This window comes from Vibrio sp. JPW-9-11-11 (genome assembly GCF_013369335.1).
Taxonomy (GTDB): domain Bacteria; phylum Pseudomonadota; class Gammaproteobacteria; order Enterobacterales; family Vibrionaceae; genus Vibrio.
Map to the genome: position 1 here is coordinate 235,794 of NZ_SZQJ01000036.1, position 23,588 is coordinate 259,381.

The 23,588-nt window shown below is 47.8% G+C and carries 21 protein-coding genes; 6 read left to right on the forward strand and 15 right to left on the reverse strand.

Annotation, left to right across the window (positions count from 1 at the left end):
* Nucleotides 1–11: 11 nt before the first annotated feature.
* The gene (locus FCU94_RS16910; RefSeq protein WP_176289645.1) at nucleotides 12–368 is read right to left on the reverse strand and encodes a YibL family ribosome-associated protein; all 357 of its coding nucleotides are present in this window, start codon (nucleotides 366–368) and stop codon (nucleotides 12–14) included.
* A gap of 177 nt (nucleotides 369–545) precedes the next feature.
* Between FCU94_RS16910 and FCU94_RS16915 the strand changes: the two genes are divergently transcribed.
* From FCU94_RS16915 to FCU94_RS16925, 3 genes are all read left to right on the forward strand, one after another.
* Nucleotides 546–1,319: a DUF4344 domain-containing metallopeptidase gene (locus FCU94_RS16915; protein WP_176289646.1), complete on the forward strand. Its 774-nt coding sequence runs from the start codon at nucleotides 546–548 to the stop codon at nucleotides 1,317–1,319.
* A gap of 38 nt (nucleotides 1,320–1,357) precedes the next feature.
* Nucleotides 1,358–1,744 (forward strand): thiol-disulfide oxidoreductase DCC family protein, encoded by a 387-nt coding sequence (locus FCU94_RS16920; protein ID WP_176289647.1) that lies wholly within the window; start codon nucleotides 1,358–1,360, stop codon nucleotides 1,742–1,744.
* Between the two features lie 185 nt (nucleotides 1,745–1,929).
* The gene (locus FCU94_RS16925; RefSeq protein ID WP_176289648.1) at nucleotides 1,930–3,591 is read left to right on the forward strand and encodes a methyl-accepting chemotaxis protein; all 1,662 of its coding nucleotides are present in this window, start codon (nucleotides 1,930–1,932) and stop codon (nucleotides 3,589–3,591) included.
* Between the two features lie 81 nt (nucleotides 3,592–3,672).
* Here FCU94_RS16925 and FCU94_RS16930 read toward each other — a convergent pair whose 3' ends face one another.
* From FCU94_RS16930 to FCU94_RS16955, 6 genes are all read right to left on the reverse strand, one after another.
* A complete protein-coding gene (locus FCU94_RS16930; RefSeq protein ID WP_176289649.1) occupies nucleotides 3,673–5,493 on the reverse strand; it encodes a M4 family metallopeptidase in 1,821 nt (606 codons plus the stop codon).
* 427 nt (nucleotides 5,494–5,920) lie between these two features.
* Entirely contained in the window at nucleotides 5,921–6,649 is a 729-nt protein-coding gene (locus FCU94_RS16935; RefSeq protein WP_176289650.1) for a transporter substrate-binding domain-containing protein, read from the reverse strand.
* A gap of 20 nt (nucleotides 6,650–6,669) precedes the next feature.
* Complete coding sequence (locus FCU94_RS16940) at nucleotides 6,670–8,205, reverse strand: methyl-accepting chemotaxis protein (RefSeq protein WP_176289651.1); 1,536 nt, start codon at nucleotides 8,203–8,205, stop codon at nucleotides 6,670–6,672.
* Between the two features lie 267 nt (nucleotides 8,206–8,472).
* Nucleotides 8,473–9,567, reverse strand: a complete 1,095-nt coding sequence (locus tag FCU94_RS16945; RefSeq protein ID WP_176289652.1) for an alginate lyase family protein — start codon at nucleotides 9,565–9,567, stop codon at nucleotides 8,473–8,475.
* A 242-nt stretch (nucleotides 9,568–9,809) separates the two neighbouring features.
* A complete protein-coding gene (locus tag FCU94_RS16950; RefSeq protein WP_369597267.1) occupies nucleotides 9,810–11,942 on the reverse strand; it encodes an ATP-binding protein in 2,133 nt (710 codons plus the stop codon).
* Entirely contained in the window at nucleotides 11,935–12,435 is a 501-nt protein-coding gene (locus FCU94_RS16955; protein ID WP_176289653.1) for a molybdopterin-dependent oxidoreductase, read from the reverse strand. The genes FCU94_RS16950 and FCU94_RS16955 overlap by 8 nt, the downstream gene beginning before the upstream one ends.
* 157 nt (nucleotides 12,436–12,592) lie before the next feature.
* Between FCU94_RS16955 and FCU94_RS16960 the strand changes: the two genes are divergently transcribed.
* Nucleotides 12,593–12,967, forward strand: coding sequence for a rhodanese-like domain-containing protein (locus FCU94_RS16960; protein WP_176289654.1), 375 nt, complete (start codon nucleotides 12,593–12,595; stop codon nucleotides 12,965–12,967).
* A gap of 36 nt (nucleotides 12,968–13,003) precedes the next feature.
* On the opposite strand, the gene FCU94_RS16965 is transcribed toward FCU94_RS16960, so the two are convergent.
* The gene (locus tag FCU94_RS16965; protein ID WP_176289655.1) at nucleotides 13,004–13,747 is read right to left on the reverse strand and encodes an RNA methyltransferase; all 744 of its coding nucleotides are present in this window, start codon (nucleotides 13,745–13,747) and stop codon (nucleotides 13,004–13,006) included.
* 193 nt (nucleotides 13,748–13,940) lie between these two features.
* Between FCU94_RS16965 and FCU94_RS16970 the strand changes: the two genes are divergently transcribed.
* Both FCU94_RS16970 and FCU94_RS16975 read left to right on the forward strand, forming a co-directional pair.
* Nucleotides 13,941–14,723, forward strand: a complete 783-nt coding sequence (locus tag FCU94_RS16970; protein WP_176290072.1) for an HAD-IIB family hydrolase — start codon at nucleotides 13,941–13,943, stop codon at nucleotides 14,721–14,723.
* A 73-nt stretch (nucleotides 14,724–14,796) separates the two neighbouring features.
* On the forward strand, nucleotides 14,797–14,961 hold the full coding sequence (locus FCU94_RS16975; protein ID WP_176289656.1) for a hypothetical protein: 165 nt from the start codon (nucleotides 14,797–14,799) through the stop codon (nucleotides 14,959–14,961).
* A gap of 120 nt (nucleotides 14,962–15,081) precedes the next feature.
* Here the strand turns inward: FCU94_RS16975 and phnE (FCU94_RS16980) are convergent, their stop codons facing one another.
* The 7 genes from phnE (FCU94_RS16980) to FCU94_RS17010 all read right to left on the reverse strand — a co-directional run bounded on the left by phnE (FCU94_RS16980) (nucleotide 15,082) and on the right by FCU94_RS17010 (nucleotide 23,537).
* The gene (phnE, locus tag FCU94_RS16980) at nucleotides 15,082–15,885 is read right to left on the reverse strand and encodes a phosphonate ABC transporter, permease protein PhnE (RefSeq protein ID WP_176289657.1); all 804 of its coding nucleotides are present in this window, start codon (nucleotides 15,883–15,885) and stop codon (nucleotides 15,082–15,084) included.
* Nucleotides 15,885–16,679, reverse strand: a complete 795-nt coding sequence (gene phnE / locus FCU94_RS16985) for a phosphonate ABC transporter, permease protein PhnE (protein WP_176289658.1) — start codon at nucleotides 16,677–16,679, stop codon at nucleotides 15,885–15,887. The genes phnE (FCU94_RS16980) and phnE (FCU94_RS16985) overlap by 1 nt, the downstream gene beginning before the upstream one ends.
* On the reverse strand, nucleotides 16,667–17,452 hold the full coding sequence (gene phnC / locus FCU94_RS16990) for a phosphonate ABC transporter ATP-binding protein (protein ID WP_176289659.1): 786 nt from the start codon (nucleotides 17,450–17,452) through the stop codon (nucleotides 16,667–16,669). Before phnC ends, phnE (FCU94_RS16985) begins: the two co-directional genes overlap by 13 nt.
* Before the next feature lie 92 nt (nucleotides 17,453–17,544).
* Nucleotides 17,545–18,585 carry a phosphate/phosphite/phosphonate ABC transporter substrate-binding protein gene (phnD, locus tag FCU94_RS16995; RefSeq protein ID WP_176289660.1) on the reverse strand — a complete coding sequence of 347 codons (1,041 nt, stop codon included), beginning with the start codon at nucleotides 18,583–18,585 and terminating at the stop codon, nucleotides 17,545–17,547.
* A 238-nt stretch (nucleotides 18,586–18,823) separates the two neighbouring features.
* On the reverse strand, nucleotides 18,824–20,035 hold the full coding sequence (locus FCU94_RS17000) for a glycerophosphodiester phosphodiesterase family protein (protein WP_176289661.1): 1,212 nt from the start codon (nucleotides 20,033–20,035) through the stop codon (nucleotides 18,824–18,826).
* A 215-nt stretch (nucleotides 20,036–20,250) separates the two neighbouring features.
* A complete protein-coding gene (locus FCU94_RS17005; protein ID WP_176289662.1) occupies nucleotides 20,251–21,591 on the reverse strand; it encodes a sigma-54-dependent transcriptional regulator in 1,341 nt (446 codons plus the stop codon).
* On the reverse strand, nucleotides 21,588–23,537 hold the full coding sequence (locus FCU94_RS17010) for a sensor histidine kinase (RefSeq protein ID WP_176289663.1): 1,950 nt from the start codon (nucleotides 23,535–23,537) through the stop codon (nucleotides 21,588–21,590). Before FCU94_RS17010 ends, FCU94_RS17005 begins: the two co-directional genes overlap by 4 nt.
* Nucleotides 23,538–23,588: the final 51 nt, after the last annotated feature.

Genomic DNA, 23,588 nt, shown 5'->3' on the forward strand with positions numbered 1-23,588 from the left:
TGGCGCTTTTTTTAAAACTTCTTCGGCGCGTAGCCCGTCATCACTTCAAGACGTAGCTCTTTGCCCAATTTAGTCATTGGGTGCACAACCACAAGCCCTTTGACTGATTTCTTCAGTTTCCCCATATCAGCCTGTTCAGCCTTAGTGATGGGACGAGAGAAAGGCATATCTAACAAGCTCTTACGCTCTTTGTTCATGTCGTACTTAAGTTTATGCTGAGTCGCACTGGCCTTTTTGTTTAGCTTCTCGAGCTCATCAGTAAACTTGCTGATCATCTCTTGGTCATCACGGCCTTTGGCAGCCTCCAACTTACGCTGACAAGTATCAATGCGGTTGTTTAGGTTCTGTAGTTCTTGCTTCAGGCTCATGGGGGTTACTCTTTAACAAACGGAAAGGTCGGCGAGTGTAGCATAAGCCCAGTCACTGCCCTACTAATAATCACCAAAGAGACTTAAGTTGTTGCCCTTAAGCTTTACGCTACGCAACCCAACGAATTTTGTGTCAATATTGAACCAATAAAAAGATAACAATGCTGAAGGATATCTATGTTGCGAAAAGCCCTGATGGCATGCATTGCCTTTTCCTATGCATCTTCCGCTGTCGCGAAGAATAATATTGAGATTCGGTACCTTGAGCCGAAAAACCAACTGCATACTGAGATCGAAGCAGCTATTCGACACAGCGACGTTAATCAAACTATCGTCGAGCTTTCTAACCAACTCTTTCCATTTAATCAAGCGCTCACTGTCGAGTACGGCGGTGACCAAGGCCCACTGTACAATCCGGAAACGCACGTTGTACACATACCGTATAGTTTCTACCAAGAGGCTCTCTCTTACTTCAAACAGAACAAATACGACCAGAAGTATGGTAAGTCAGCAAAGGCAGGTACTATGGATACTATCCTGCACACACTTCTACACGAAGTGGGACATGCGTATATCGCAGACCAAGCCATCCCGGTGTTAGGCAAAGAAGAAGATGCGGTTGATAACTTTGCCGCCATCATAATGATTGAATACCTCAACGATGGCGCAGACGCTGCGATAAGCGCCGCCGATATGTTTGCTTTCGAATCAGCTCAGCGCCCGGATTACTACGACTTTGGTGAGTACATCGACGAACATAGCTTCGATCTACAACGCTATTTCTCAACTCTGTGCTTGATATATGGTAGTGATCCCGAGCAGCATCAGAGCCTGCTCGACGAAGTAGAAAATGACTATCTCGCTGACAGACAAGACTTTTGCCAGTTTCAGTATCAAGCCACCTCACAAAGCTGGCATCATTATCTAAAAGGCCAACGCGCTGATCAGTAATCGGTTTTCGTTCGTAATAGCGAGTAAAGGAGAAAACTATGTATCAACTGATCATTTTTTATGATGGCTTGTGCCCTCTATGCGTCAAAGAGATGGAGGCACTGCAACGCCACGACTCGCGCCAACAAATTAAATTGGTCGATATTCAAGGCCAAGAAATGCGCCACTATCCATCCATCGACAAAAACAAAGCAGGACAAATCTTACACGCCATCACTCCTGAGGGCACAGTGTTACTGGGGCTCGATGTCACCTATCGAGCTTGGAAATTGGTCGGCAAAGGTTGGATCTATGCGCCACTTCGCTGGTCGGTGGTCAAACCTCTGGCAGACTGGGCTTACTTACAGCTTGCACGCAACCGATACCGTTGGTCTAAGTTACTGACAGGCAAGAGTAAATGTGAGAGTGGTCAATGTTCTCGCTAGTTAGTACTAATGTCTAATAATTAAGCGTTACAAACCTCTCAAGACTCACAGTCCTTGGTCGATAAATTGGCTAATCTAAATAGATAAACTTTTGGTCTATAACAATGATTCCAATAACAGGACGCCATCTCTAGACCCACGCTACTAGACATGATGTCACTTTATACCAATAACAGGATGTTTGTATGAGTCTTTCAATTCGTAGTCGCCTCTATATTTTGGCCCTAGTGCCATTACTAGTGATCACCCTTGGCATGCTGGGGGTCACGTATCTAAAAACCTCGGAACTCAACGATCAACAGATCGAAGTGACGCGTTCAAATATGATGAACATGAAAAAAGAGGAACTGAAAAACTATATTCAAATGGCAAAATCGGCCATTACCCCGTTTCTTCAACGCGGAGCCTCGTTGGAAGACGCCCTACCAACTCTTAAAACACTCGAATACGGAGAGTCTGGCTACGTGTTTGCTTATGACTCAAAAGGGGTTCGAGTCGCTGTGGGTAAAAGCGACAAAGGCATTGGTGAGAATTTTTGGAACTTACAAGACAAGCAAGGCAACTATCTGATTCAAGACTTGCTACGCAACGCCAAGACAGGTGATTTCACCACTTACTACTTCCCGAAACCTGGCCAAACAGAAGCATTACCGAAACTGAGCTACTCCATCTTTATCCCTGAATGGGATGTGATGCTGGGTACAGGGTTCTACACCGATGATATCGATGCCATTATTGCCGAAATGGAACAAGCCACCACCAGCGCTTTGCAAGCCACCCTTTCTGCTATTGTGGTGTTCTGTCTCGTGATTGCAGCTATCGTTGGCGTGTTCGCCGTTGCCGTGAACCGAACGATCATGAAACCGCTCGAAATGTTTGATGCATCGATCAGCTCTTTTGCCAGTGGTGACGCCGACCTAACCGCTCGCATGGAAGATTTCAAAGCGCCAGAATTTGCCAAACTTAGCAGCAACTTCAACGCCTTTGTCGCCAGCCTACAAACCATTATTCGTAGCGTGAGTGACGTGGGTCAGCAGGTGGTTTCAGAAACCAATAATATGTCGCTACGGGCAGCGAAAGTAGACGAATTGGCATCAGGACAACGTGAAGAAACCGAGCAAGTCGCGACCGCGATGACCGAAATGACCACGACCGCGAGTGAAATCTCCAACAATGCGAGCCAAGCCGCTGACTCCGCCAAACAAGCGGATGACAACGCAAAAGACGCACAAAATATTGTCAACTCAGCCGCGCACTCTGTCGAAGCACTCGCGCAAGAAGTCTCACAAGCGAACAGCGTTATTTCACGCCTAGAAGGGGACGTACAAAATATCTCTTCTTCTCTTGAGGTCATTCAAGACATCGCTGAACAAACCAATCTATTGGCCCTTAACGCAGCGATTGAAGCGGCACGTGCGGGTGAACAAGGCCGAGGCTTTGCCGTCGTTGCCGATGAAGTGCGCAAACTTGCTAGCCGCACCCAAGACAGCACGGGTGAGATTCACCAGATGATCGAGCAGCTCAAAGCCGCTTCTGATGATGCAGTAAAGGCGATGGAATCGAGCCAAAAACGCGGTGAAAGCACGGTAGAAGAGGCTAACGCCGCGGCACAAGCGCTGATTAAGATTCAAGAGTCAATCGGGACCATCATGGACATGAACTCATTAATTGCAACCGCAACAGAAGAGCAGAGCCTGGTCGGCCAAGAAATTTCACAACGCGTGGTGGTCATCTCGGATCAAAGCTCACAGTCGGCCTCTCTGGCCAACGAAAACCGCGCCGGTAGCCAAGAGCTCAATCATAGAGCAAATGAGCTATACGAACTCGTTGATCGTTTTAAGGTATAACCTGCCACATAAAACAAGAACCCCACTTTAAAAGTGGGGTTCGTCGTGACTCAAAGGCACCAAACGGTGCCTTTTTATCGTTTAATCTAAACGTAACGTGACACCTGAGTAGGCGTAATATCCACGTAACATCACATGATAAGTAACCCCCGCTTGTGCACTGATTTGGCACTGTTCAGAATTACCATTTCTAAATGGTCGGCAATCATAACTGCTGGTGCTCGGCTTACTGCCAGCCTTAACGTACAAGTCAGCGTCACCACTTCCACCCGAAATAGAGACCACGACATTTGACGCACGATCAAGGGTAAAGGTGTAGAAGTCTTGCTCACCGCGGCTGCCACTTAATCCGGTTTTTGGCTCACCTTTTTTCAGTTCATTGTCCGGTTCGACCACACCACAATCAGCATTAACCCCCACCGTGTTGAAGGCATCCTTCACATCTTGAACACTGTAGCCCAAATCTTGCGCTGCTTTAGTTACACCACACGCGCCAGCGTCAAAGGTGCTGTTTGCCGTCCAATATAGCTGGTTCGCCACAGTGAACACCTCAAAGCCTTTACGCACATTCCACCCTGCTTTGTTGGCTAACAGGTAAAACGCGCGATTATAGACACCACTTGAGTAGTGAACATTGAGGCCATCATAGTACTGAGATGCGTTGTCGATAGAGCGGCCGTCTTTTGAGGGTTGGTCAAAATAACGTAACCCACCTTCAGATTTAAAGATATCAGCACCAACCACCCAGTCGACACTGCCTTTCATATAGAACTCAGCCGCTTCACCGGCAATATCGGAGAACGCTTCGTTAATTCCTCCTGACATATTTTGGTAAACCAAACCTGAGTTTTGCTCTGTAAAACCGTGACTGACTTCGTGAGCACTGACGTTAATATCAACGAGCGGATAGAAAGTATCTTTACCATCACCAAATGTCATTGATGAACCATTCCAGAACGCATTCTCGTATTCCGAGCCATAGTGCACGCGCATCGTTAACTGGAATGAGAGCGGGGCTGTATTCATCCAGTCTTGGTACATATCGAACACCACTTTACCAAAGTAGTGCGCGTCGTTGAGCGGCGAGTATGCGCCATTAACGTACTTATAATCGTTGTAATTGGTGTCATCCGGGCAATCATAGCTAAAAGCGGTACTGCCTGATGTACCATTGTTTAAGTCGACAGTTTTCACTGCACTATTGAGCATGGTACAAGTGGTTCCGACCTTATCGATCACAAAGCCTGGGTAGTCGGTACCATATTCGTAACGACCGGTTTTGATATTACCGCCCGGGCCTGTTCCCGTCGCCTCTGCATGATTCAATCCATCCCAATGCTCAATCACATCGCCGGTCATGGCATCAATAAAGTAAAATGGGCGCTCTGGCGAATCCGCGGCAACAAAGAAATCAACCAAGTACACCACTTTTGCCACCTGATTTTCATCCAGCTTCACCATCAATGTCGCTTGCTCATTTTCAACCTTAGGCGCCGCTGCCGCTTGGCCTTGGAAAGCGGAGATAGCAGCAGTAATCGCTTGCTTTTGATCTAAGGCCGGATTGATGGTCGCGATATCCGCCTCAATCCCTTGTGCCATAGTACCGAACACTTGGTTTGGTTGATCTTTGCTCAGCGTTGCGACCACTGCGGTATCGAAAACCGGCACGCCACGATGGGTTTGCTGGTAACGAACTTTTGTTTTGCCATTGGGAAGTACCACCCGTTTCACTTCATCAAACCCTGTGGTTACGGGAGCCACACTACTGGATTGCGCTTGGAGTGTTTGTTGTAGTAGCGCATCATCATTCACTTGGACCATTTCTGCTGCGTGAGCAGTCATGCTAAGAGAGGTACCTAGAATCGCCGAAATCATCCAGCTCAATTGACGTTGTTGGTTCATTAGTTATTCCTGTCATTATTTAATCATCCTTTCTTCCCAACCACTCAATAGGAAGTGTTTCGCGATAAATCGCCTCAATAACATGGAAGATAAGCTTAGAAACGGGCAAGTAAGCCGTAAAAATTATTTTTACCGTATGGAGCTCATTTTTTACGCGATTTGAGGGGGGATGGGGCTCAATGACCAACTGGGCAATTTTCAGTCATTTAAAAACAGGCACTTATGGCTAATGATAGATTTGCGTTACAAATTATTAACATATTTCTATCAGCAGTGGCGGTGAGACATCAATCGAAAGTTTAGTTTTCTGATTTCAGGTTTACAGTACGAAAAACGGCCAATTAAACGTCAATATGGAGAGTGGAGTGAGGTCACCATAGCAACGGGCGCACTACAAAAAGTGCGCCTTTACTAATGAACTTTACGATCATTCAATACCATACTTGGCCAGAATCGCATCAAATGTTCCGTTGGATTTTATCTCTGCCAGTCCTTTGTTAAACGCCTCTATGTACATGGCGCTGTTAGGGTTGGCTAACCCCGATGTGACGTGCAAGGGGTTTACTGACAGAGCATTGGAAGTAAACTCAAAGTCCGCTAAGTTCATGCCTGCACCAGAAAGCGTTGATTTGGCAACCAGTTCATCTTCTAGCGTCAGGTCTATACGTTTCGCCATCAGTTTCTTGGCATTGGCAACCAAATCATTGGCCTCTGGCTTTTTGAAATTAGTCGCTCCCAAGAACTCATCACCGTAACCGTAGTTACGGATAATCCCAACGGTTTTGCCAGTTAAACTCTCCATACCCTTGTACTCAAAGCTATCCCCTTGACGTTTAATGAACTTGAGTGAGTTCTCCAAGTAAGGGGCACTGTACTTAAGAAAAGACGTACGCTCAGTGGTAAACCATGTCGCCACCAGCAAGTCGACACGCCCGTCTTTGACTTCATTCAACGCTCGAGTCCAAGGCATGATTTTAAAATCGATTTGATGACCCTGGGTTTTCAGCGCTTCAGTTAGAATTTCAACTGACACCCCAGGATTGGTTTTGTCTTTCTGAACAAATGGTGCCCAAGGGTCCTGAGCCGCAGTAATAGTGGCTGCTTGTACGACAACAGAAATACAAGCTGCAAGTACAAATATAATCAGACTTCTCATACGTCGTCCTCTCTGTATGGTTAAGTTCGGAATTTGGCCATATGATTGGCGATACTCTTACTCAAGCCGAGTACTTCTTCGGTACGTTGAGCATTTTGTGTCGCACCAGACGCAACATCATTCGTCGCTTCTGACGCTTCCACAATGGCTCGGCTTATCTCCTCGACCGCCATTCTCTGTTCATCGGTAGCCTGAGAGATCTGTCCACTGCGTTCAGAAATAATGTTGATTAAGCTCTGGACTTCGGTGACCGAGACCTGTGACTCACTTACCCGAGCAGCCGTTTGCTCTAATAGCGTCGCAATTCGGGTTAGTTCATCTTCGACCGACTTGGTTGCCCCTCCGAGCGCGGCAATGTTCTTTTGGATCTGTTCTGTCGATTCACTGGTTTTTACCGCTAGATTACGCACTTCGTCGGCTACCACAGCAAAACCTCGTCCCTGCTCACCCGCTCGAGCCGCCTCAATAGCAGCATTTAACGCTAGTAAGTTGGTTTGCTCTGAGATGTCATTGATGACATTAAGTACGGTGGTTATTTTTTCACCTTCATCAATCAAAATATGCATCTCTGCATTCACGTGATTCATTTCCTCACGCATATTGATGATCTCGTTGGCAGAGTGCTCAATGGACTGATGAACATTTGAAGTTAAGGTGGTAGCACTATGAGATTGGTCAGCGGTTTCCGCCGCTGTATCAGCAACCGTTGAAACCGATTGATTAAGCTGCGTTGCCGCGGCCGCCACCGTCGCCAACTGATGTTTCTGTTGCTCCAGCTTTTCTGCGTTAGTACGAGCAGTAGAACCATTTGCTAGGGCAGTTTCTCCAAGCGCCTCTGAAGAGATATTCACATCTTGAACAATCTGTCGTAGCGACTCAGTAAAGGTGTTTATTCCTTCAGTTATCGCGTTAAACTCACGGAACTTCGCAGGAGCGAGCTTATTGGTTAAATCACCATTTCCAGACGCCAAGTCGTTAATGACATCGGTCAGCTCGGCGATGGGACGAATCACCGTCATCGTCAGCACCAAAATGATCACTACCGATATCACGATAACCAAGATGACCAGCTCAATGATGTTGGTACGTAAGGAGTCAGCCAGCTTTGCGTCTAGCACATTGGTATCAAAATAAACCAAAACCTGCCCTACGGCATTTGTCTCTCCATACTCGACGAACACTAAGTCAGCGCTCATACTCTTATCAACCGAATAGGCTTGTTTGTCGATAACATCAATGATTTCACGACTGTCACCTTGGCCTTTCTGGGTTAAGAAGAGCAAGTCGTTTCCTTCATTATCAATTAACTGGATGGCAGATATTTCTGGCAACTTGAGCTCAGCAGACATAGAAACTTTGGCCGATTCCAAATCAAAATCCCAAACCGCCTTTGGCAAACTAATCATCATCCGCTCAGTGGTGTTCTCAACCGACTGATGCAATTCTAAAAGTAAGTTTTGTTTAAAACCTTGATACTTTATGAATGCCGAAACCAGCAAGACAAAAGTCAGCGCTACAATCACTTGGACAAGAAAAACAACTTTTAATCTTTTCACGGCAGGTCCCTTGGATAATTCAAACCGATAATGAAAAGATAGTTATTGATTAAACAATAATCAACAGACCCCAAAAATAAGACATCGATCAGTCAAAATAACTCTAAAAAGCGATCAACACACTGTTTGCGGCCAGTCCCTACGCCCTATGACTCCTAGCAACTTCTCGTGAAGAAGAGCTACAAATATAACCTTGAAAGCCCTTGCTATTGCCAAGGGCTTATATTGTACGAGTGGGTTGCTTGCGGTTAACTGTTCATGCTTACGTTATTGGGCATGCCAAGCGCTGTTTACCCATGTACTTAAACGCAATGTATAAGCTTGTTTATCTGGCTGCACAGTCTTAATGTAATCAAATGCTTTACTATCATAGGCAACCATATGTGCCATGGCGTAAACCGTTCCAGCTGGCTGGTATGGTTTATTGGCATCACCACGTTTCAAGTCGGGTTTCCAACCCGTGTTTACAAACTCAATATGTACATTGTTTACCGGGTCAGTAAAGTAAGGCACCCAAAACTGGTAGGCGTCAGCAATACTGCCATGGTTATTCTCTTTGTAAGTAAACAATTGATCGGCTGCTCGTTTTCCTTTGTAAGCCGTCACCGCTTTTAGAATTCGAGCATAGTACTGTTGATTGTACGCGTGGTAGGTTACGGCATCACGATTAGTAAAGTCGTTGGTTTTGCCATCTGGCTCAACGTTTACTTTAGTGAAACGTTTTAGAGCACTCACACTATATTGATAAAGTTCAGTATCATCGAGAATCAGTGCCAAGTTAAACAGAATAGCCAATCGCACGTTTTCCCAGTTATTTTTGATTAAGGTTCCCGTGAGCTTGTAGTGACGGAAGTAGTCTGCTTGACGAGTAAGCCATTGTTCTATTACCTCTACTGACTCTCGGTTCATGGCTGGCTTAATCAGTGAATACGCCTCGTACACATCGAGTAAAATTGATTCATTTGGCGTATGCGGGCTAGGACTAATGCTTTTTGCTAGATTGATTATTAAATCCGTCGCTTTTTGCAAGTAGCGATCAGCCTCTTCCGAGTTTTCTGTTAGATTCCAAGCAAGAGCAAGGGCGTAAATTCCCGTTGTGTGAGATTTTAGTGTCTTGCGCTCATAGCCAACATGTGGGAAATGGTCGAGTTCCAGTTTGAGAGCCTCGTTCGCCGGTGTTTGAATCCATGTTTTGTATGACTCGTTAGCTGCAGGAATTTCGGCGATTTGATTATGCATATGTTTAGCACCAGCATGAGGCACGATCAGGTTGTCGTGTTCAGCCAAAAAGGCGAATGATTGGCTCGACAATAATGCTGAAACGAGTCCAGCTGCTGCAGTTAATTTTATGTTATTACTCATGTTTATCTCATTTTTGTTGGGTACAGGTTTGCTTTGATTCAGCAATATAAAACTACTCCGACAACCGAAAACAAAAATAAAATGGCATTTCACTTTGTGACATTCACTGTATCTTTATGATTCACAGACTAAAAACTGTGACATGCTTACAAGGTGATATTGCCCGAAATCACCAAAACTTGTCGTATTCGGGCATGACTTTAAAACAAGATTTTAAATAACTATAAAAAGCGAGCTAGCGTCTACAACAGAGCGCTAGGGCCAGAAAGGTATCGGGTAAGAATCGCTTTCATAGACTCTAATTGAAATGGCTTAGCTAACACGTCAACAAACCCTTGTTCGAGGTAGTGTTCGACATCACTCTCAAACGTGTTGGCCGTCAAAGCGATAATCACACTGTTAGGCGCCAGTTCCTGCTGTTTGATATGCTCAAGCGCCTGTATCCCGTCCATCAGCGGCATTTGGATATCCATCAGGATCATATCAAAGTGATGGTTCTTTAACGTCTCGAGACACTCTTGGCCATTGTTCGCGATTTGCCAACTGACCCCAAGCGTACTCAACATCTTGGTGGCCACAATCTGATTAACGCGCATGTCTTCCACTAGCAGCACCTTTAAGTCACCCTCCATTTGCAACGCTTGAGTGTTCGATGGGTGGGTGATGCCTTGCTGCATTGCCTGCAATGAGGCCACCATACTAAAAAGATCATAAGGCTTAGTCAGTTTGGCCACACGCTCGTTGTCAGGCACCATCACGTGTACATCGGCAATCACCAACAGACCATGAAGCTGTTCCGATTGAACTAACTCGATACCAGATTCCAGCGTCGCCTCGTGACTATGATAATAGACAGTAATGGGGGCATCGGGCTCGAACAAACCAAGCTGTGTGAGTTCTGTGGTAATGATTTTCTGAGCATCAATATTTGGCGCGACCACATTAACGGCCAACTGACAACGTTTGGCGTCGCACAATGGGTGACGTTCCACGACCTCAATAGGAACTTGAATCACGAACTGGGTACCTTGATTCGGTTGACTGGATACCGAGAGTTGCCCATCCATCAACTGGACCAACGATTGACAAATTGATAGCCCAAGCCCACTACCGCCATACTGACGGGTGATCGAATCGTCGGCTTGAGTAAACTCTTCAAACACGCGATCTAGTTGCTCCTCGCTCATACCGATACCAGTATCGTTGACCTCAATAGTAAGCTGCGGGGACTCGTCCACAGACAGGCGAATCTCTACTAAACCTTGATTGGTAAACTTGACCGCGTTGTAACTGATATTATTAATGATTTGTAGCAGCTTGGTTTGATCGCCGCGCAGGGTGTAATCCTCCACCATATCGGTAGTAAACAAGACTTCCACTTGCTCTTTATTCATTTCAACGAAGATGGTTTTCGACTCAGCCACCAGCTCACTGAGTAAAAAGGTCTCTAGCTGTAGCGTGGCCTTTCCTTGCTCTATCTTGCTGATATCGAGGACACTGTTGATCAGCTTGAGAAGGTGTTGACCCGATCGGTTGATCAAAGTAATGAAGTTTCGGGTTTGCTCGTCTGACGAAGTGTAGTACTCCCTTTGGCTAAGACCAATAATGGCATTCAGTGGGGTACGCATCTCATGCGACATATTAGCCAGAAAACGCGCTTTGGTGGTCGCACTTTGCTCCGCGAGCCGCTTCGCCTGCTTCATGGCTTGAGTCTGCTCTTGTAAATGTCGACTCAGGCGGCTCTGGTTCAAGTACATCCATGAGATCACCCCGACCATAAGGAGCGAACAGACTAAAATAATCGCTAAATAAAACATCTGCTGGTTATGCAAATTTTCTCTAAACAGCACGAACTGCATCTGATTCTTTTGTACCTCAGAGACAAAACTCGACAAATAAGTGTTGAGACGGGTGTACACGCCCGACAACTGCCTGAAGATGTTGTCGAGCAGGGAGTGACTCTCCAAAGTGACGGATTCCACGCGACTCAACACACCTTCAATTTCGACGCTCAGTTGGGTCAATCGCCTCACATCGCCATATTGCTGATGAATTTTTATCGTGCGAGTCGATTGCAAGTCTTGTGAAATACTGGCTCGATATACCCGGGCCTTGAGTTTGAGGCGATTTAACGATTGCATAGAGGGATCGTTTTGAAAGCTCAGAATCTCATTTTGTAGTCGCAACAGTTTAACTTTAGCCGACAAGTTATTGTTGACGATGGTGACATAAGGTTGAGGCGACACATTGCGGATTTCAGTGACGGAATAAAAAAAGTAACCGATCATGATCAACAGAATTGCGCCAAGAAGGGCCACTATCGCCACAAACGAGCGCCGTGAGGTCCAGCCCACTGGCTTACTCTCACTACTCAACGATAATGTCCTTCACTTGCCAAACCGACAAGCTGTAGTAGTAATCGTTGCGCAGCTCTGGATAGTCGGCAAAAGGGAACACCACAAAAAACGGCCCTTTATCGTCTATGGTCATACGCTCCCCCGCTTCGTGAGTCGCGAGCAATACCTGATACTTAGTGATCTCACTTAAGGGAATGGACACCACGTAATCATCCCAAGCCACCACTTTCACCGACTCTCCCTTAGCGCCAACGAGGTCCAACACACTGGCGAGTGTTGGACCTCGGTACTCGACGACCTGTTCAACGACATGGTTATTAGTACGAATCGTCGCTTGCGGTAACTGACTCACCATCGCTTCATCTAGGATGGCTCCGGTGTCCGAATTGGTTTGGGTAATCGCACCGGAAATCCAAAGTATCGGGTCACCAGTAGTACCGGGCAACGCAGCCGCCCAGCCAGAAAAGGTTAGCCACAGAATGGCCAACACAGACATCGTTTTTTTACTCATGGGACTTCCTACCGTTATCACTGTCCTTTGTACTCACCTAAAAGTAGCAAAGATCCATTATTGACAGTATAGACAGTAGACAATCGCACTCGCGACAAAGTGATAACCAAGATAGAATTGTTTTACGTACACCGTCTGTTTCAACAAGGAAACCCAGATGAAAAGACTCATAACGTTCGCTCTACTCTCGTTCACTTTGTTCAGTACCGTCAGTCATGCGAGCGAACGTGCTCAGGTGGGCTGGCAGTGGATAAAGCAAGGTGCTTTGGTGGTCGATGTTCGTACGCCGCAAGAGTTTCAAGCAGGTCATCTAGACAATGCGGTCAATTATCCACTGGCAGAGTTACACCAGCATTTCGACCAAATAGCAAAAGATCAAACCGTGGTTGTGTATTGTCGAAGTGGCAATCGCTCTGGGCAAGCAATGCAGTACTTAAAGGCGCAAGGGTTTAACCAAGTCCATAATGCGGGAGGTTTAAACGAGCTTTTGAATACCTCAAGCCACAGCGAAACGGCGAAAGGGCACGAATAATTACAGGTAGCCGGGGCAAGAGCGGCGCTCTTCCCCCTAAGGCACAAGATTATGCTGACGACGCATGTTGTCAAGAATGATACCCGTCGCCATCGCCACATTGAGCGACTCCGCACCGCCAAATGCAGGGATGGTGATTTTATGGGTCACGTACTGCGCGGCCTCATGACGAATACCGTGAGACTCACTCCCCATCAACAAAATACCTTGGGCTGAAAAGTCGGTGCTATGAACGCTTTCACCTGCGAGGAAAGCACCATAGACAGGCAGATTAGCGGCCGAAAGATAACCGGGCAAATCAAGCTGACTGACCGTCACTCGAGCAAAACTGCCCATAGTGGCGCTAATGGTTTTCGGATTATAGGGATCGGCGCAGTCTTGGCTGGCAACAATGTGCTTAATACCATACCAATCAGCCACACGAATGATGGTGCCGAGGTTACCCGGATCAGACACGCCATCGAGCGCTATCATCAGCCCTTCAGCGCTTGGCACCTCGACTTGTGGGGTCTCAACCACTGCGATCGCGGCATTATTACTCACTAAGGTGCTCGCTTTAGTGAGCTCTTCCAAAGACGCCTCAATGCACTCGATATCGCCCAATGCACGAGCATGTTGCGAGAGAAACTCTGATGTCGCAAACACTTGTCTCACCACGAACGACCCCTCGACCAATTCGAGGACGTTTTTCTCACCTTGAACTAAAAACAACCCATGCGCCTTGCGCTGTTTTTTTTGGCCTAAAGCACGCAGGAGTTTGAGCTGGTTTTTCGAAATCATAATATGTCCAAGATAGAAAAGGCTGGCAATAAAAGCGCGCCAATTATAGAGCAAAGCATCGCTAAGCTAAAGAGGGTCTGAGCGGAACGCTTGGTCAATCACCGGCCCCGGCAGTAACATTTCATTAACTTACTGTTCCATCACGGTATTCTCCCTAGGGGGTGGGTAAACTAAGCGGATAAGTGACAAACGGATAGATAACGTGCTGACATCACAATGGAATAACATCGAATGGGTACTCACCGATGTAGACGATACCCTCACTTGGAGTGGAAAATTGCCCGCAGAGACTCTGCTTGCGCTCGATAAACTGCAGCAACAGGGGATCAAAGTCGTGGCGGTAACGGGCGCTTGCGCGGGCTGGTGCGATCATATCGCTCAACTATGGCCCGTTGATGCGGTGTTAGGCGAAAATGGCGCATTTTGTCTGGAAAAAGGCCCACGAGGGATCACCCTCTCTTCCGCAGTCGATATCGAGGTGATGCGCGCCAAACAAGCTGAACTCAAACAACAAATCACCGAACTGTTGCGCGACTACTCCAACATTGCCCTGACACTCGACCAAGCCTATCGCCTGTGTGAAGTGGCCATCGATATTGGTCAAAACCGTCTGCCCGTTGACAGCCAAACGGTCGAAAAAATTGTGCAGCGCATCCACGCCATGGGCGCTCATGCCACCGCAAGTTCCATCCATATCAATGCATGGTATGGCGAGCACTCAAAACGCAACAGTGCTTTCGCGTATCTGCGCCAACAAGGACTCAGCGAAAGCGATATCCTGAAAAAGTGCTGCTATGTGGGAGACTCACTCAATGACCAACAGATGTTTGAAACCCTGCCAATGAGCGTAGGCGTCAAAAATATCGAACACTATTGGCAACGGCTCGCCTATAAGCCAAGCGTGGTCATGAGCCAACCGGGAGGCTTTGGTTTTGCCGAATTCACTGACGCGCTACTGGAGATAAAACAGCGCTAAGCTGCCACGCTGCGCGTTTTTGCTCGGTCTGACTATACTGGTTATAACCGCCCAGTATGAAGAGGTCAGCGTAATGGACTTTACTGAAAAACTCCGACTGCGTGGCAAGGCAGAAGAGGATATCTACTTTGCCCAGCGTGATCGCGAATTAATTGAAGCGATGCACGAAAAACAAACCCAACAACCGCTCCCTGAGCCACCGATGCAAGAGAGCGATAACGGCGCGGCCACTAAATAACCGAGCCGAGCGGCGGGTTAGCACTTTTAACAGTCAAGCAAGGATACTTGGCCTCATCATGAATGAATCAAAGCGGCCGTTGGCCGCTTTGTTGTGAGGTTAAGCCAGAATCGACTTAGGCTAGATTAGCTTTTTACGCACATGCACAACCAAGGCTTCTGCAAGCACCACCACTGCGAAGATACTTAGCAGTACCATAGAAACTTTTTGCCACTCAAATAGGTTCTGGGCATCGTTGAGTACCACACCAATGCCACCTGCGCCAACCAAACCAAGAACCGCCGATTCACGAACGTTGATATCCCAGCGGAACAGCACAATCGAGTAAAACGCTGGCATCACTTGTGGCCAATAACCTTTGAGCAAGATGCTCATCCAAGAAGCGCCGGTCGCTTTCAACGCCTCAATCGTTCCCATGTTCACTTCTGCAATCGCTTCGGCCAGCAGCTTACCGACAAAACCGACACTGCGCACAGCGATAGCCATAATCCCCGCCAACACACCAGGGCCAAACAACGCGATAAACAACAGCGCCCACACCAATGAGTTCACTGAACGAGAAGAGACCAAAAAGAACTGCGCGACCCAGTTTAGAGTTTTGCTCGGGGTGATATTGGGCGCATTGAGTAACGCCAACGGGATGGCCAGTACCAATGTGAACAAGGTGCCGAGTGTGGCGATGTGCAACGTTTCAATTAAGGCGTCGTGAATCGTTGCTGGATAGAAGCCATAATCCAGTGGCACCATACGGCCAAACATATCGGCAAACTGCGCTGGCGCGTCATAGAGAAACTCTGGGATGATCTCTACGGTCTGCCAAGACCATACGATCGCAGCCACAAAACACAGATACGCGGCAAACCTTGCTAGCCGTTCATTAAACGTAAAGCGTTGCCATTCTCTATCAATAGAAGCGGTCGTCATTAGAAAATTCTCCTTACCACATTAGACAAGAATTCACCCACCAAAATCAGCGCGATGATGGTGATTAAAATGGCGGCGACAAAGTCGTAATCGAAACGCTGGAACGCCGAAAATAAGGTTCCGCCTAAACCGCCCGCGCCCACGATACCAACCATAGTGGAGTTACGCAGGTTGGAGTCCAGTTGGTAGCTAGCAAAGCCGATAAAGCGAGTAAACACCTGAGGCATAACGGCAAACAGAATCACACTGATAAAGTTCGCCCCGATCGCTCGAATCGCTTCAACCTGCTTAAACGAAATCTCTTCTATCGCTTCAGCAAAGAGCTTGGCGATAAAGCCTATCGACGCAAACACTAAGGTCAAAATACCCGCTAACGCGCCAAACCCCACCGCCTTAACGAACAAAATAGCAATGATCACCGGGTGGAAAGAGCGGCACAGAGCGATAAAGCCACGCACTGGCGTCGACACAATCGCCGGCATCATGTTGCGCGCCGCCAACAACCCCAAAAAGAGAGAAATAACAATCCCAAAAAAGCTTGAGATAATCGCGATCTGCAAGCTCTCGGCTAGCCCACTTAACAGCAGGCTAGAACGGGAAAAATCAGGTGGAAACATACGAGAAAGTAAGCGTTCACTCTCTCCAAAACCTATCACTAATCGTTCAAACGTAAGATTGAGTGTCGAAAAGCTATAGAATAAGTACCCGATGATGGCCATCAAACCAAGACGGCTTAACCAAGAGGCTTTGAACGGGTTTTCTACCTCAAGTTTCGACGGGGTTAATCCAGCCATGACTCACCTCCGTAGATGATCTTAAGGTCTTGCTCGCTGATGCCTTCCGGGCTGCCGTCGTAATGCACAGTGCCATTACACATGCCGATAATACGCTTGGCAAAACGCTTGGCTAAGTTAACGTCGTGAATATTGACCAGTACAGGGATCTGCTTCTCTTTGGCGAAGGTTTCCATCAGCTCCATAATTTCTACTGCGGTTTTTGGGTCGAGCGAAGACGTCGGTTCATCGGCCAGTAAAATGTAGGGATCTTGCATCACCGCACGCGCAATCCCGACTCGTTGACGCTGGCCTCCCGACAGGCTGTCAGCGCGCTGATTGGCAAAGTCTTGTAGGCCAACAAATTCCAGCAGCTCAAACGCCTTATGCAGATCTTGTTTCGAGTAGTTGCGACGCCAAGCGTTCCACGATGACATATAGCCAAGGCGGCCACATAGCACGTTCTCGATCACCGTTAATCGCTCTACCAAGTTGTACTCTTGGAACACCATACCGATATGACGTCGCTGGTTGCGCAGTGCTTGACCTTGCAGCTTAGTCAGATCTTCCCCTTGAAACAGGATCTCACCACTGGTGGGGTCATTGAGGCGATTGATACAGCGCAGCAGGGTACTTTTTCCGGTGCCTGATGGGCCGATAATGGCGATAATTCCTGGTTGATCGATATCGATATCGATACCTTTGAGAATAGGTTTGCCGGCGACGTATTGGTGAAACAGATTGTTTATCTTAATTCCGTCGTATTGTGCGCTATCACAGCTTGCTACGGCCATACTACAGTTCCTTGTGATTGTTCTATTTAGGATGCACGGTGCCCTGCGCCCTACACGCAAGGGCACCGTACTATTGGCGTTAAATGGGAGAATTACTGATTAGTGGCTTGTTTGGCTAACTCGGCTGCTTTTTTCTTTGCGCGCTTAGCCGCGTCTTTTTCTGCCAACTTTTTCAGCCCAGTTTTGGTGTAAGCGGTTCCCGTTGCGTGAGCAATATCGCGGATCACTGACCAATCTTCTTGGTAGGTAATTGGCGAGAAACGATCCGCGCCTTTAAACGCTGCGCTCATTTCTGGAGTAAAGCGGTAGCTAAAGAAGGCTTGGTTGATCTTCTCGACCAACTCTGGCTTAAGGTTATACGCATAACCAAATGCAGACGTTGGGAAGCGCGGACTGCGGTAGATGATTTTTAGCTCAGAATCATCGACACGGCCGGCGGCGACCATGCGATCGTAAACATCAGAGGCGACAGGCGCAGCGTCGTAGTCGCCGTTGTAAACACCAAGAATCGATTGGTCATGTTTTCCTGAGTACAATACCTTGTAGTCTTCATCTGGCACTAAGCCTTGAGCAGGGAAAAGAGCGCGCGGCGCCAAGTTACCCGAGTTCGATGAGGCAGAGGTGTGCGCCACTTTTTTGCCTTTCAGGTCTGCCATCTCGTTGATACCACTGTCCTTACGTACAATCGTGACTAAGTTGTAACCTTGAAAGCCGTTCTCATCGCCTTTCACTGCGATGGGTACATAACCGGCAAGGTTGACCGCATAACCGGTTGGCCCTGTCGAGAAACCCGCAACATGCAGACGCCCAGAGCGCATCGCTTCAACCTGAGCCGAGTTAGAGTGAACCGTATAGTAGATGACCTTCTTACCGGTAATTTTACTTAAGTGAGCTTGAAAATCGGCAAAGGCATCTTTGTACAGCGCAGGATCTTCAACCGGTGTGTAAGTGAACACGAGCGTGCTTGGGTCTATCCACTCTGAGGCATCTTTCGGCGCATCAGCGACCAAGTCTTGGTTTTCGTCACAATATCTCTCATCCAGCACGCCGCGGTTGGCACACTCATTCGCCATCGCCAGCGTTGGCAGCATCAAAGAGCCAGCGATTAACAATCCTTTTACACTGTTTTTCATATTAGAACCTTACATTCACGTTATTGTTGATGTTCCCTCCCTCTATAGCAGAGGTTGTGCCAACTATTAAAAACAATAATTTCAACAACTTAAACGCATCAACTAACAAGCCCTAGGCATTTGAGTCATTTGTGTCCGAACAAAAAACAGAACTTTGGGTCATTTTTGTCCCACCAATATTAGCGGACAAAAAAAGGGCCAAATGGCCCTTTGTTGCGTGGAGTTATCGCCACTTCGATTAAATGTCCATACAGTTGGCGTAGTAGGTCACGGTTGATGGCCAATCACTAAAGACGCCTAACACACCCACGTCTTTCGCTAACACGTCGAGCACTTTCATCATATCGCCGTCACGCTTGATCTGCTTCGTCACAGATTGGTAGTACCAGCCACCACCTTGCGCAAGCGGTCCAGAGCGCTCTAGCGTCCAGGCAATAATATCTAGGTCGGCTTGCTTAGCCAGCTTGGCGTAGTTCGACTCAACGATCTGATTATTGCTGTCTAGCTCGATCAGGGCGTAAAGAGGCGGTGCGATGATGTTGACGCCCTGCTTTTGCAGATCCTTCATATTTTCGAGTGACGCGACAAAGTCTTGCTGCTCGTACATACGGTCATCAAGGTAGACCGCTTGCTGGCCAAATTTAGGCTCGTTTTGAATCCAATAGGTGACATCATCTAAGTTGAACGACTGAACAAACGCCTCTTCTGGCGCAAAGCCCGCTTGCTTGAGTTCATCAATCAGCTTCTGCGCGTACATTTGTTGCGTGAAGCCTTGGTAAGGCATGTCGACCGCCGCCGATTTAAGCTCAGGTGTCACTTTCACGCCATATTGTTTAAATAGCGCCGCACTCTCGGCGTGGGTCATCAAGGTCCCCGTTTGTGCGTAAAGGTCTGTACGCCAACCTGGCGTCCCTTGCATGTACTCTTCAACCGTGGTGGCTTTCGGGTTCGCGCCGTCCATTTTTCCTTTTAGGGTTTTAAACTCGGCTAACGTGAAATCAGAGGTGCGACACTCGACCTGTGCATCTTCGCCAGTCGCAGGGTTGGCAGGTTTAAACGGTACCGTACATTTTTTTGCCAGCTCAGGGTGAGCCAACACATCGGTGGTGGTGTGCAGATCACTTTGCGAATGGCGGCAAACCAATTGCTTATCCTTAGTAAAGGTAACATCGCACTCCAGCACACCCGCCCCCATTGCGATGGCGGCTAAATAGGACTCTTTGGTATGCTCTGGAAACTGCATCGCCGCACCACGGTGACCGATAGAAAAATCACTACGATGGAAAGGGCCATCACTGCAGCTTTCTAACTTACTTTTCAGTGGGCTATTTTCCATGTCACTGACTAGGTACAAAGGACGTGGGCCGACTTGGGCCGGTTCATTGCCTGCCATAGCCATTGAACTGACGCCGATTAAGAGCGCGATACTACTCGTTACGATTTGCTTCATTGGTTTCTCCTTGCAGCAAATGTTCTATTGTGGATACAAGACTCTGAGCAGAGAAAGTTTCAATCGCTTTACAATCGGTTGAATCTTTTATTGTTATCGTCAAAGTCGCATCGTATAAAGCACGCTCTATGCCAAGTAATTTTCCTTTTTAATTCATACAGATAAAAAGATACCGCCGATAAAAAAAACCACATGGGTCATTTCTGTCTCCCGCTCTACGCTTTAAAACTCTCCTTTTCGAGTTGGTGCTTTTTCATTTTTCGGTACAAGGTTTTGCGCGGCAAGTTTAGCCGCAGTGACACCTCATTAATATTGCCGCCCATTTCAATCAGAGCCTCGGTCAGCACGTTACGTTCATACTGCTCCATCTGCTGCTCGAACGCGAAAGCGTCACTGCCAGCGGTGCTCGGCGTCTGTAAATCAAACCCTTCTCCTACAATCCCCAGCACAAAGCGATCGGCGACATTTCTTAACTCACGGACATTGCCAGGCCAATCGTGTCGACACAGCTGCTGAATTTGCTCCGCATAAAGGGTAGACGCTCGGGTCTTGTATTTTTGACTCGCCTGAACGACAAAATGGCGAAACAGCGCCTGAATATCTTCTTTGCGCTGTCGCAGCGGCGGCAGATTAAGGCTGGCGATGTTGAGACGATAAAAGAGGTCGGCACGGAACTCACCACGCTGGCTAAGCGCTGATAAGTCGGCCTTACTCGCGGCCACCACCACAATATCGACCGGAATTAAGCTATTTCCGCCCACTCGCTCAATGACGCGCTCTTGAATCACCCGCAGAAGTTTGATTTGTACCGCAATTGGCATGCTCTCGATTTCATCAAGAAAGAGCGTACCACCATGCGCTTGCTCTATCTTGCCAATACGTTTTTTATTGGCGCTGGTAAATGAGCCAGCCTCGTGACCAAACAACTCACTTTCAATGATGCTTTCTGTCATACCACCACAGTTGATCGCCACAAACGGCTTATCACGGCGCTGAGAGTATTGGTGCAGCGCACGCGCGACCACCTCCTTGCCGGTTCCGGTTTCACCGTTAATGATGGTATCGACGCCGGTGCGTGCCAACGCCAAAATCTGCGAGCGAATCATCTCCATCGCGGCCGATTCACCGATGACAACATTCTCGATAGGCAACTCTGGAGCACTCTCGACACGCTCGGCGGCATGTTGTAGGTGAGCGTTGGCAAGGTTGAGTTTTTCGATCAGCTCGTCGCTTTGCAGTGGCTTCTCGATAAAATCAAACGCACCCAATTTCATCGCTTCAATCGCCATCGGAATGTCCCCATGACCACTCATCAACACCACTTGGCAGTGTGGTGCTCGGCTTTGAATGGCATCGAGCATGGCTAAGCCATCAAGTTTAGGCATACGCACATCACACAGCACCACCTGTTGGCTACTTGGGGTCAGCGATTTAAGGGCGAGCTTAGGATCGCTAAAGCCCACGACTTCAAAGCCCTCGAGCTCGAGCATTTCACTCACCGCTTCAACGACATCCACTTCATCGTCAATCAGGGTTATGTGTTTTCCTACTGTCATGAGGTTTCACCTTGTTCTAGAACTATGACAAATTCACTGCCTTGTTGTGGCTGTGATGAGACCCGAATCGAGCCACCAAAATCTTTAATAATGTTAAACGCAATCGACAAGCCGAGGCCCAACCCTTTGCCGACCTCTTTGCGGGTATAAAATGGGTCAAAGATATGCGGTAAATCGTCGGCCACGATCCCTGTGCCGTTGTCCTTCACTGCAATGGTCACTTGGCTATCAACACGTTTGACCGAGACCAGGATTAGCGGCTCACTGCATTCAGCCACCGCATCCACCGCATTACTGATCAAGTTAACCAAGACTTGTTCCAAACGAATTGGGTTAGCCTTAACGATTTCTTGCGGAGTGAGCGAGCAGTCCAGCACGATAGGCACTGCGCTATTGGTAAACAGCTCTAGCGCATCATTCACCACCGGCATCACCGCCACCGACGACACTTTGCCATCACTTTTGCGCGCAAACGCTTTGAGATGACGAGTTAACGCCGCGACCTTGCCCAGCAAAACTTCGATTTTTTGTAAGTTATGCGTCGCTTTTTCTGGCCGCTGTTGCTCGAGCCACTTCTGTGCGCTGCGTGCATGACTGCTGATCGCCGTCAAAGGCTGATTGATTTCGTGGGTAATGCCGACACTAAGCTGCCCCAACGCAGCAAGCTTGCCTGCCTGCACCAGTTCATCTTGGGTCACACGCAGTTTTTCTTCCGCCACTCGGCGCTCCTCGACTTCGGCTTCTAACCGTTGATTGGTCTTTTTAACCGCTTGTGCTGTGGCCTGAAAAACTTGCAGCGATTTGGCCATTTGAGTGATTTCATCGTGCCCTTTGAGCTCAATGTGCGTCTCAAGATGCCCAGTAGAAATCGCAAACATATCGTCACGTAAGTCGAGCAGGCGCTGCAAAATATTCTTACGCACATAAAACCAAGCAATCCCAGCCGCCGCCAACACACTAAATAGCGACAACAGCAATGAAAATGTTCGATTCGAGGTCAGTGAGCGCTGCGCCTTGGCGATTGAGCGGTCAATTTCTAAGTTAACTTTGGCGCTGTTGCGCTCGATTTGAACCGAAAGCTGATGTAAATACTCTCTACTGTTCTCAAGCAAGTACGCTTGCTGATAATGATGCTCTAACGCTTGGTTTTTCAATTTGACTAACCGACTGGAACGCGACGCCAAGGTATAGATCACCGACAGTTTTTCATCCAGTGCAGGCATGGACTCCGCCAATCCGCTCGCGAGCCATAAACTAAACCACTCTTGGCCGAGTTGCTCTAACCGGTAAGTGGTGTAATCGAGCTCATTAAAACTGCCATCGTTGTAAAGCTTCTCAACCAGCCCCAACTGGTAATACAACAGCGCTTTTAATTGGCTGTACTGAAGGCGAGATTTTTGTTCACTGGGTAGGCTCTCAATCTCTTCATTCACTTGTTGCAGCAGAGGGTAAAAACCCTCGAGCAGATTCCGCAATTGTTTGTTGAGTGCACGAGACTCCTCGCCGCTTTGATGAAGCAAACTCAAACTGTTGTTAACCTGAACCATCAGATCTTTGAAGTAATCGTGATACTCGGGAAAATGCAGCAGTACCTGCTTCATCGATGCAATACTTTGGTTAATACGTTGCATCGCTTTTTGCCGCTCGAGGTTGGACTCGGCATCAACTAAGTGTGCCGAATCGGAGATGACCAAGCGCACCATGTCGTTCAACCGCGCCGCTTGCTCAAGCGACGCGATGTCTTGCTCTTTTAACTCAACAAGCGCGTGTTCGAGTTTGTCGTAAGTGGTCGAGCTGAAAAGCGCGAGTAATAAGGTGGTTAATGACAAAAGGGCGAGTGCAAGTCCAAGGCGAACTTCAATGCCACGCCATTTAAACGATCGAAGATAAGATGGATTGGACTGAGCGTCCTCTGGGCTAGTGCCTCGACTTACTGACTGATTCACTGCGCGTTCCCATGCACTCGCCGGTGCATTTACTTGTAGAAGTGTTAACAA

What these genes read in the sequence shown, in the direction of transcription:
- phnE (WP_176289657.1), bottom strand. Translation starts at nt 15,885, where the DNA reads ATGACGACCGCTTCTATTGATAGAGAATGGCAACGCTTTACGTTTAAT.
- FCU94_RS16965 (WP_176289655.1), bottom strand. Translation starts at nt 13,747, where the DNA reads ATGATTTCGAAAAACCAGCTCAAACTCCTGCGTGCTTTAGGCCAAAAA.
- phnD (WP_176289660.1), bottom strand. Translation starts at nt 18,585, where the DNA reads ATGAAAAACAGTGTAAAAGGATTGTTAATCGCTGGCTCTTTGATGCTG.
- FCU94_RS16960 (WP_176289654.1), top strand. Translation starts at nt 12,593, where the DNA reads ATGAAAAGACTCATAACGTTCGCTCTACTCTCGTTCACTTTGTTCAGT.
- phnE (WP_176289658.1), bottom strand. Translation starts at nt 16,679, where the DNA reads ATGGCTGGATTAACCCCGTCGAAACTTGAGGTAGAAAACCCGTTCAAA.
- FCU94_RS16930 (WP_176289649.1), bottom strand. Translation starts at nt 5,493, where the DNA reads ATGAACCAACAACGTCAATTGAGCTGGATGATTTCGGCGATTCTAGGT.
- FCU94_RS17000 (WP_176289661.1), bottom strand. Translation starts at nt 20,035, where the DNA reads ATGAAGCAAATCGTAACGAGTAGTATCGCGCTCTTAATCGGCGTCAGT.
- FCU94_RS16975 (WP_176289656.1), top strand. Translation starts at nt 14,797, where the DNA reads ATGGACTTTACTGAAAAACTCCGACTGCGTGGCAAGGCAGAAGAGGAT.
- FCU94_RS16915 (WP_176289646.1), top strand. Translation starts at nt 546, where the DNA reads ATGTTGCGAAAAGCCCTGATGGCATGCATTGCCTTTTCCTATGCATCT.
- FCU94_RS16910 (WP_176289645.1), bottom strand. Translation starts at nt 368, where the DNA reads ATGAGCCTGAAGCAAGAACTACAGAACCTAAACAACCGCATTGATACT.
- FCU94_RS16925 (WP_176289648.1), top strand. Translation starts at nt 1,930, where the DNA reads ATGAGTCTTTCAATTCGTAGTCGCCTCTATATTTTGGCCCTAGTGCCA.
- FCU94_RS16920 (WP_176289647.1), top strand. Translation starts at nt 1,358, where the DNA reads ATGTATCAACTGATCATTTTTTATGATGGCTTGTGCCCTCTATGCGTC.
- FCU94_RS17005 (WP_176289662.1), bottom strand. Translation starts at nt 21,591, where the DNA reads ATGACAGTAGGAAAACACATAACCCTGATTGACGATGAAGTGGATGTC.
- FCU94_RS16945 (WP_176289652.1), bottom strand. Translation starts at nt 9,567, where the DNA reads ATGAGTAATAACATAAAATTAACTGCAGCAGCTGGACTCGTTTCAGCA.
- FCU94_RS16935 (WP_176289650.1), bottom strand. Translation starts at nt 6,649, where the DNA reads ATGAGAAGTCTGATTATATTTGTACTTGCAGCTTGTATTTCTGTTGTC.
- phnC (WP_176289659.1), bottom strand. Translation starts at nt 17,452, where the DNA reads ATGGCCGTAGCAAGCTGTGATAGCGCACAATACGACGGAATTAAGATA.
- FCU94_RS16955 (WP_176289653.1), bottom strand. Translation starts at nt 12,435, where the DNA reads ATGAGTAAAAAAACGATGTCTGTGTTGGCCATTCTGTGGCTAACCTTT.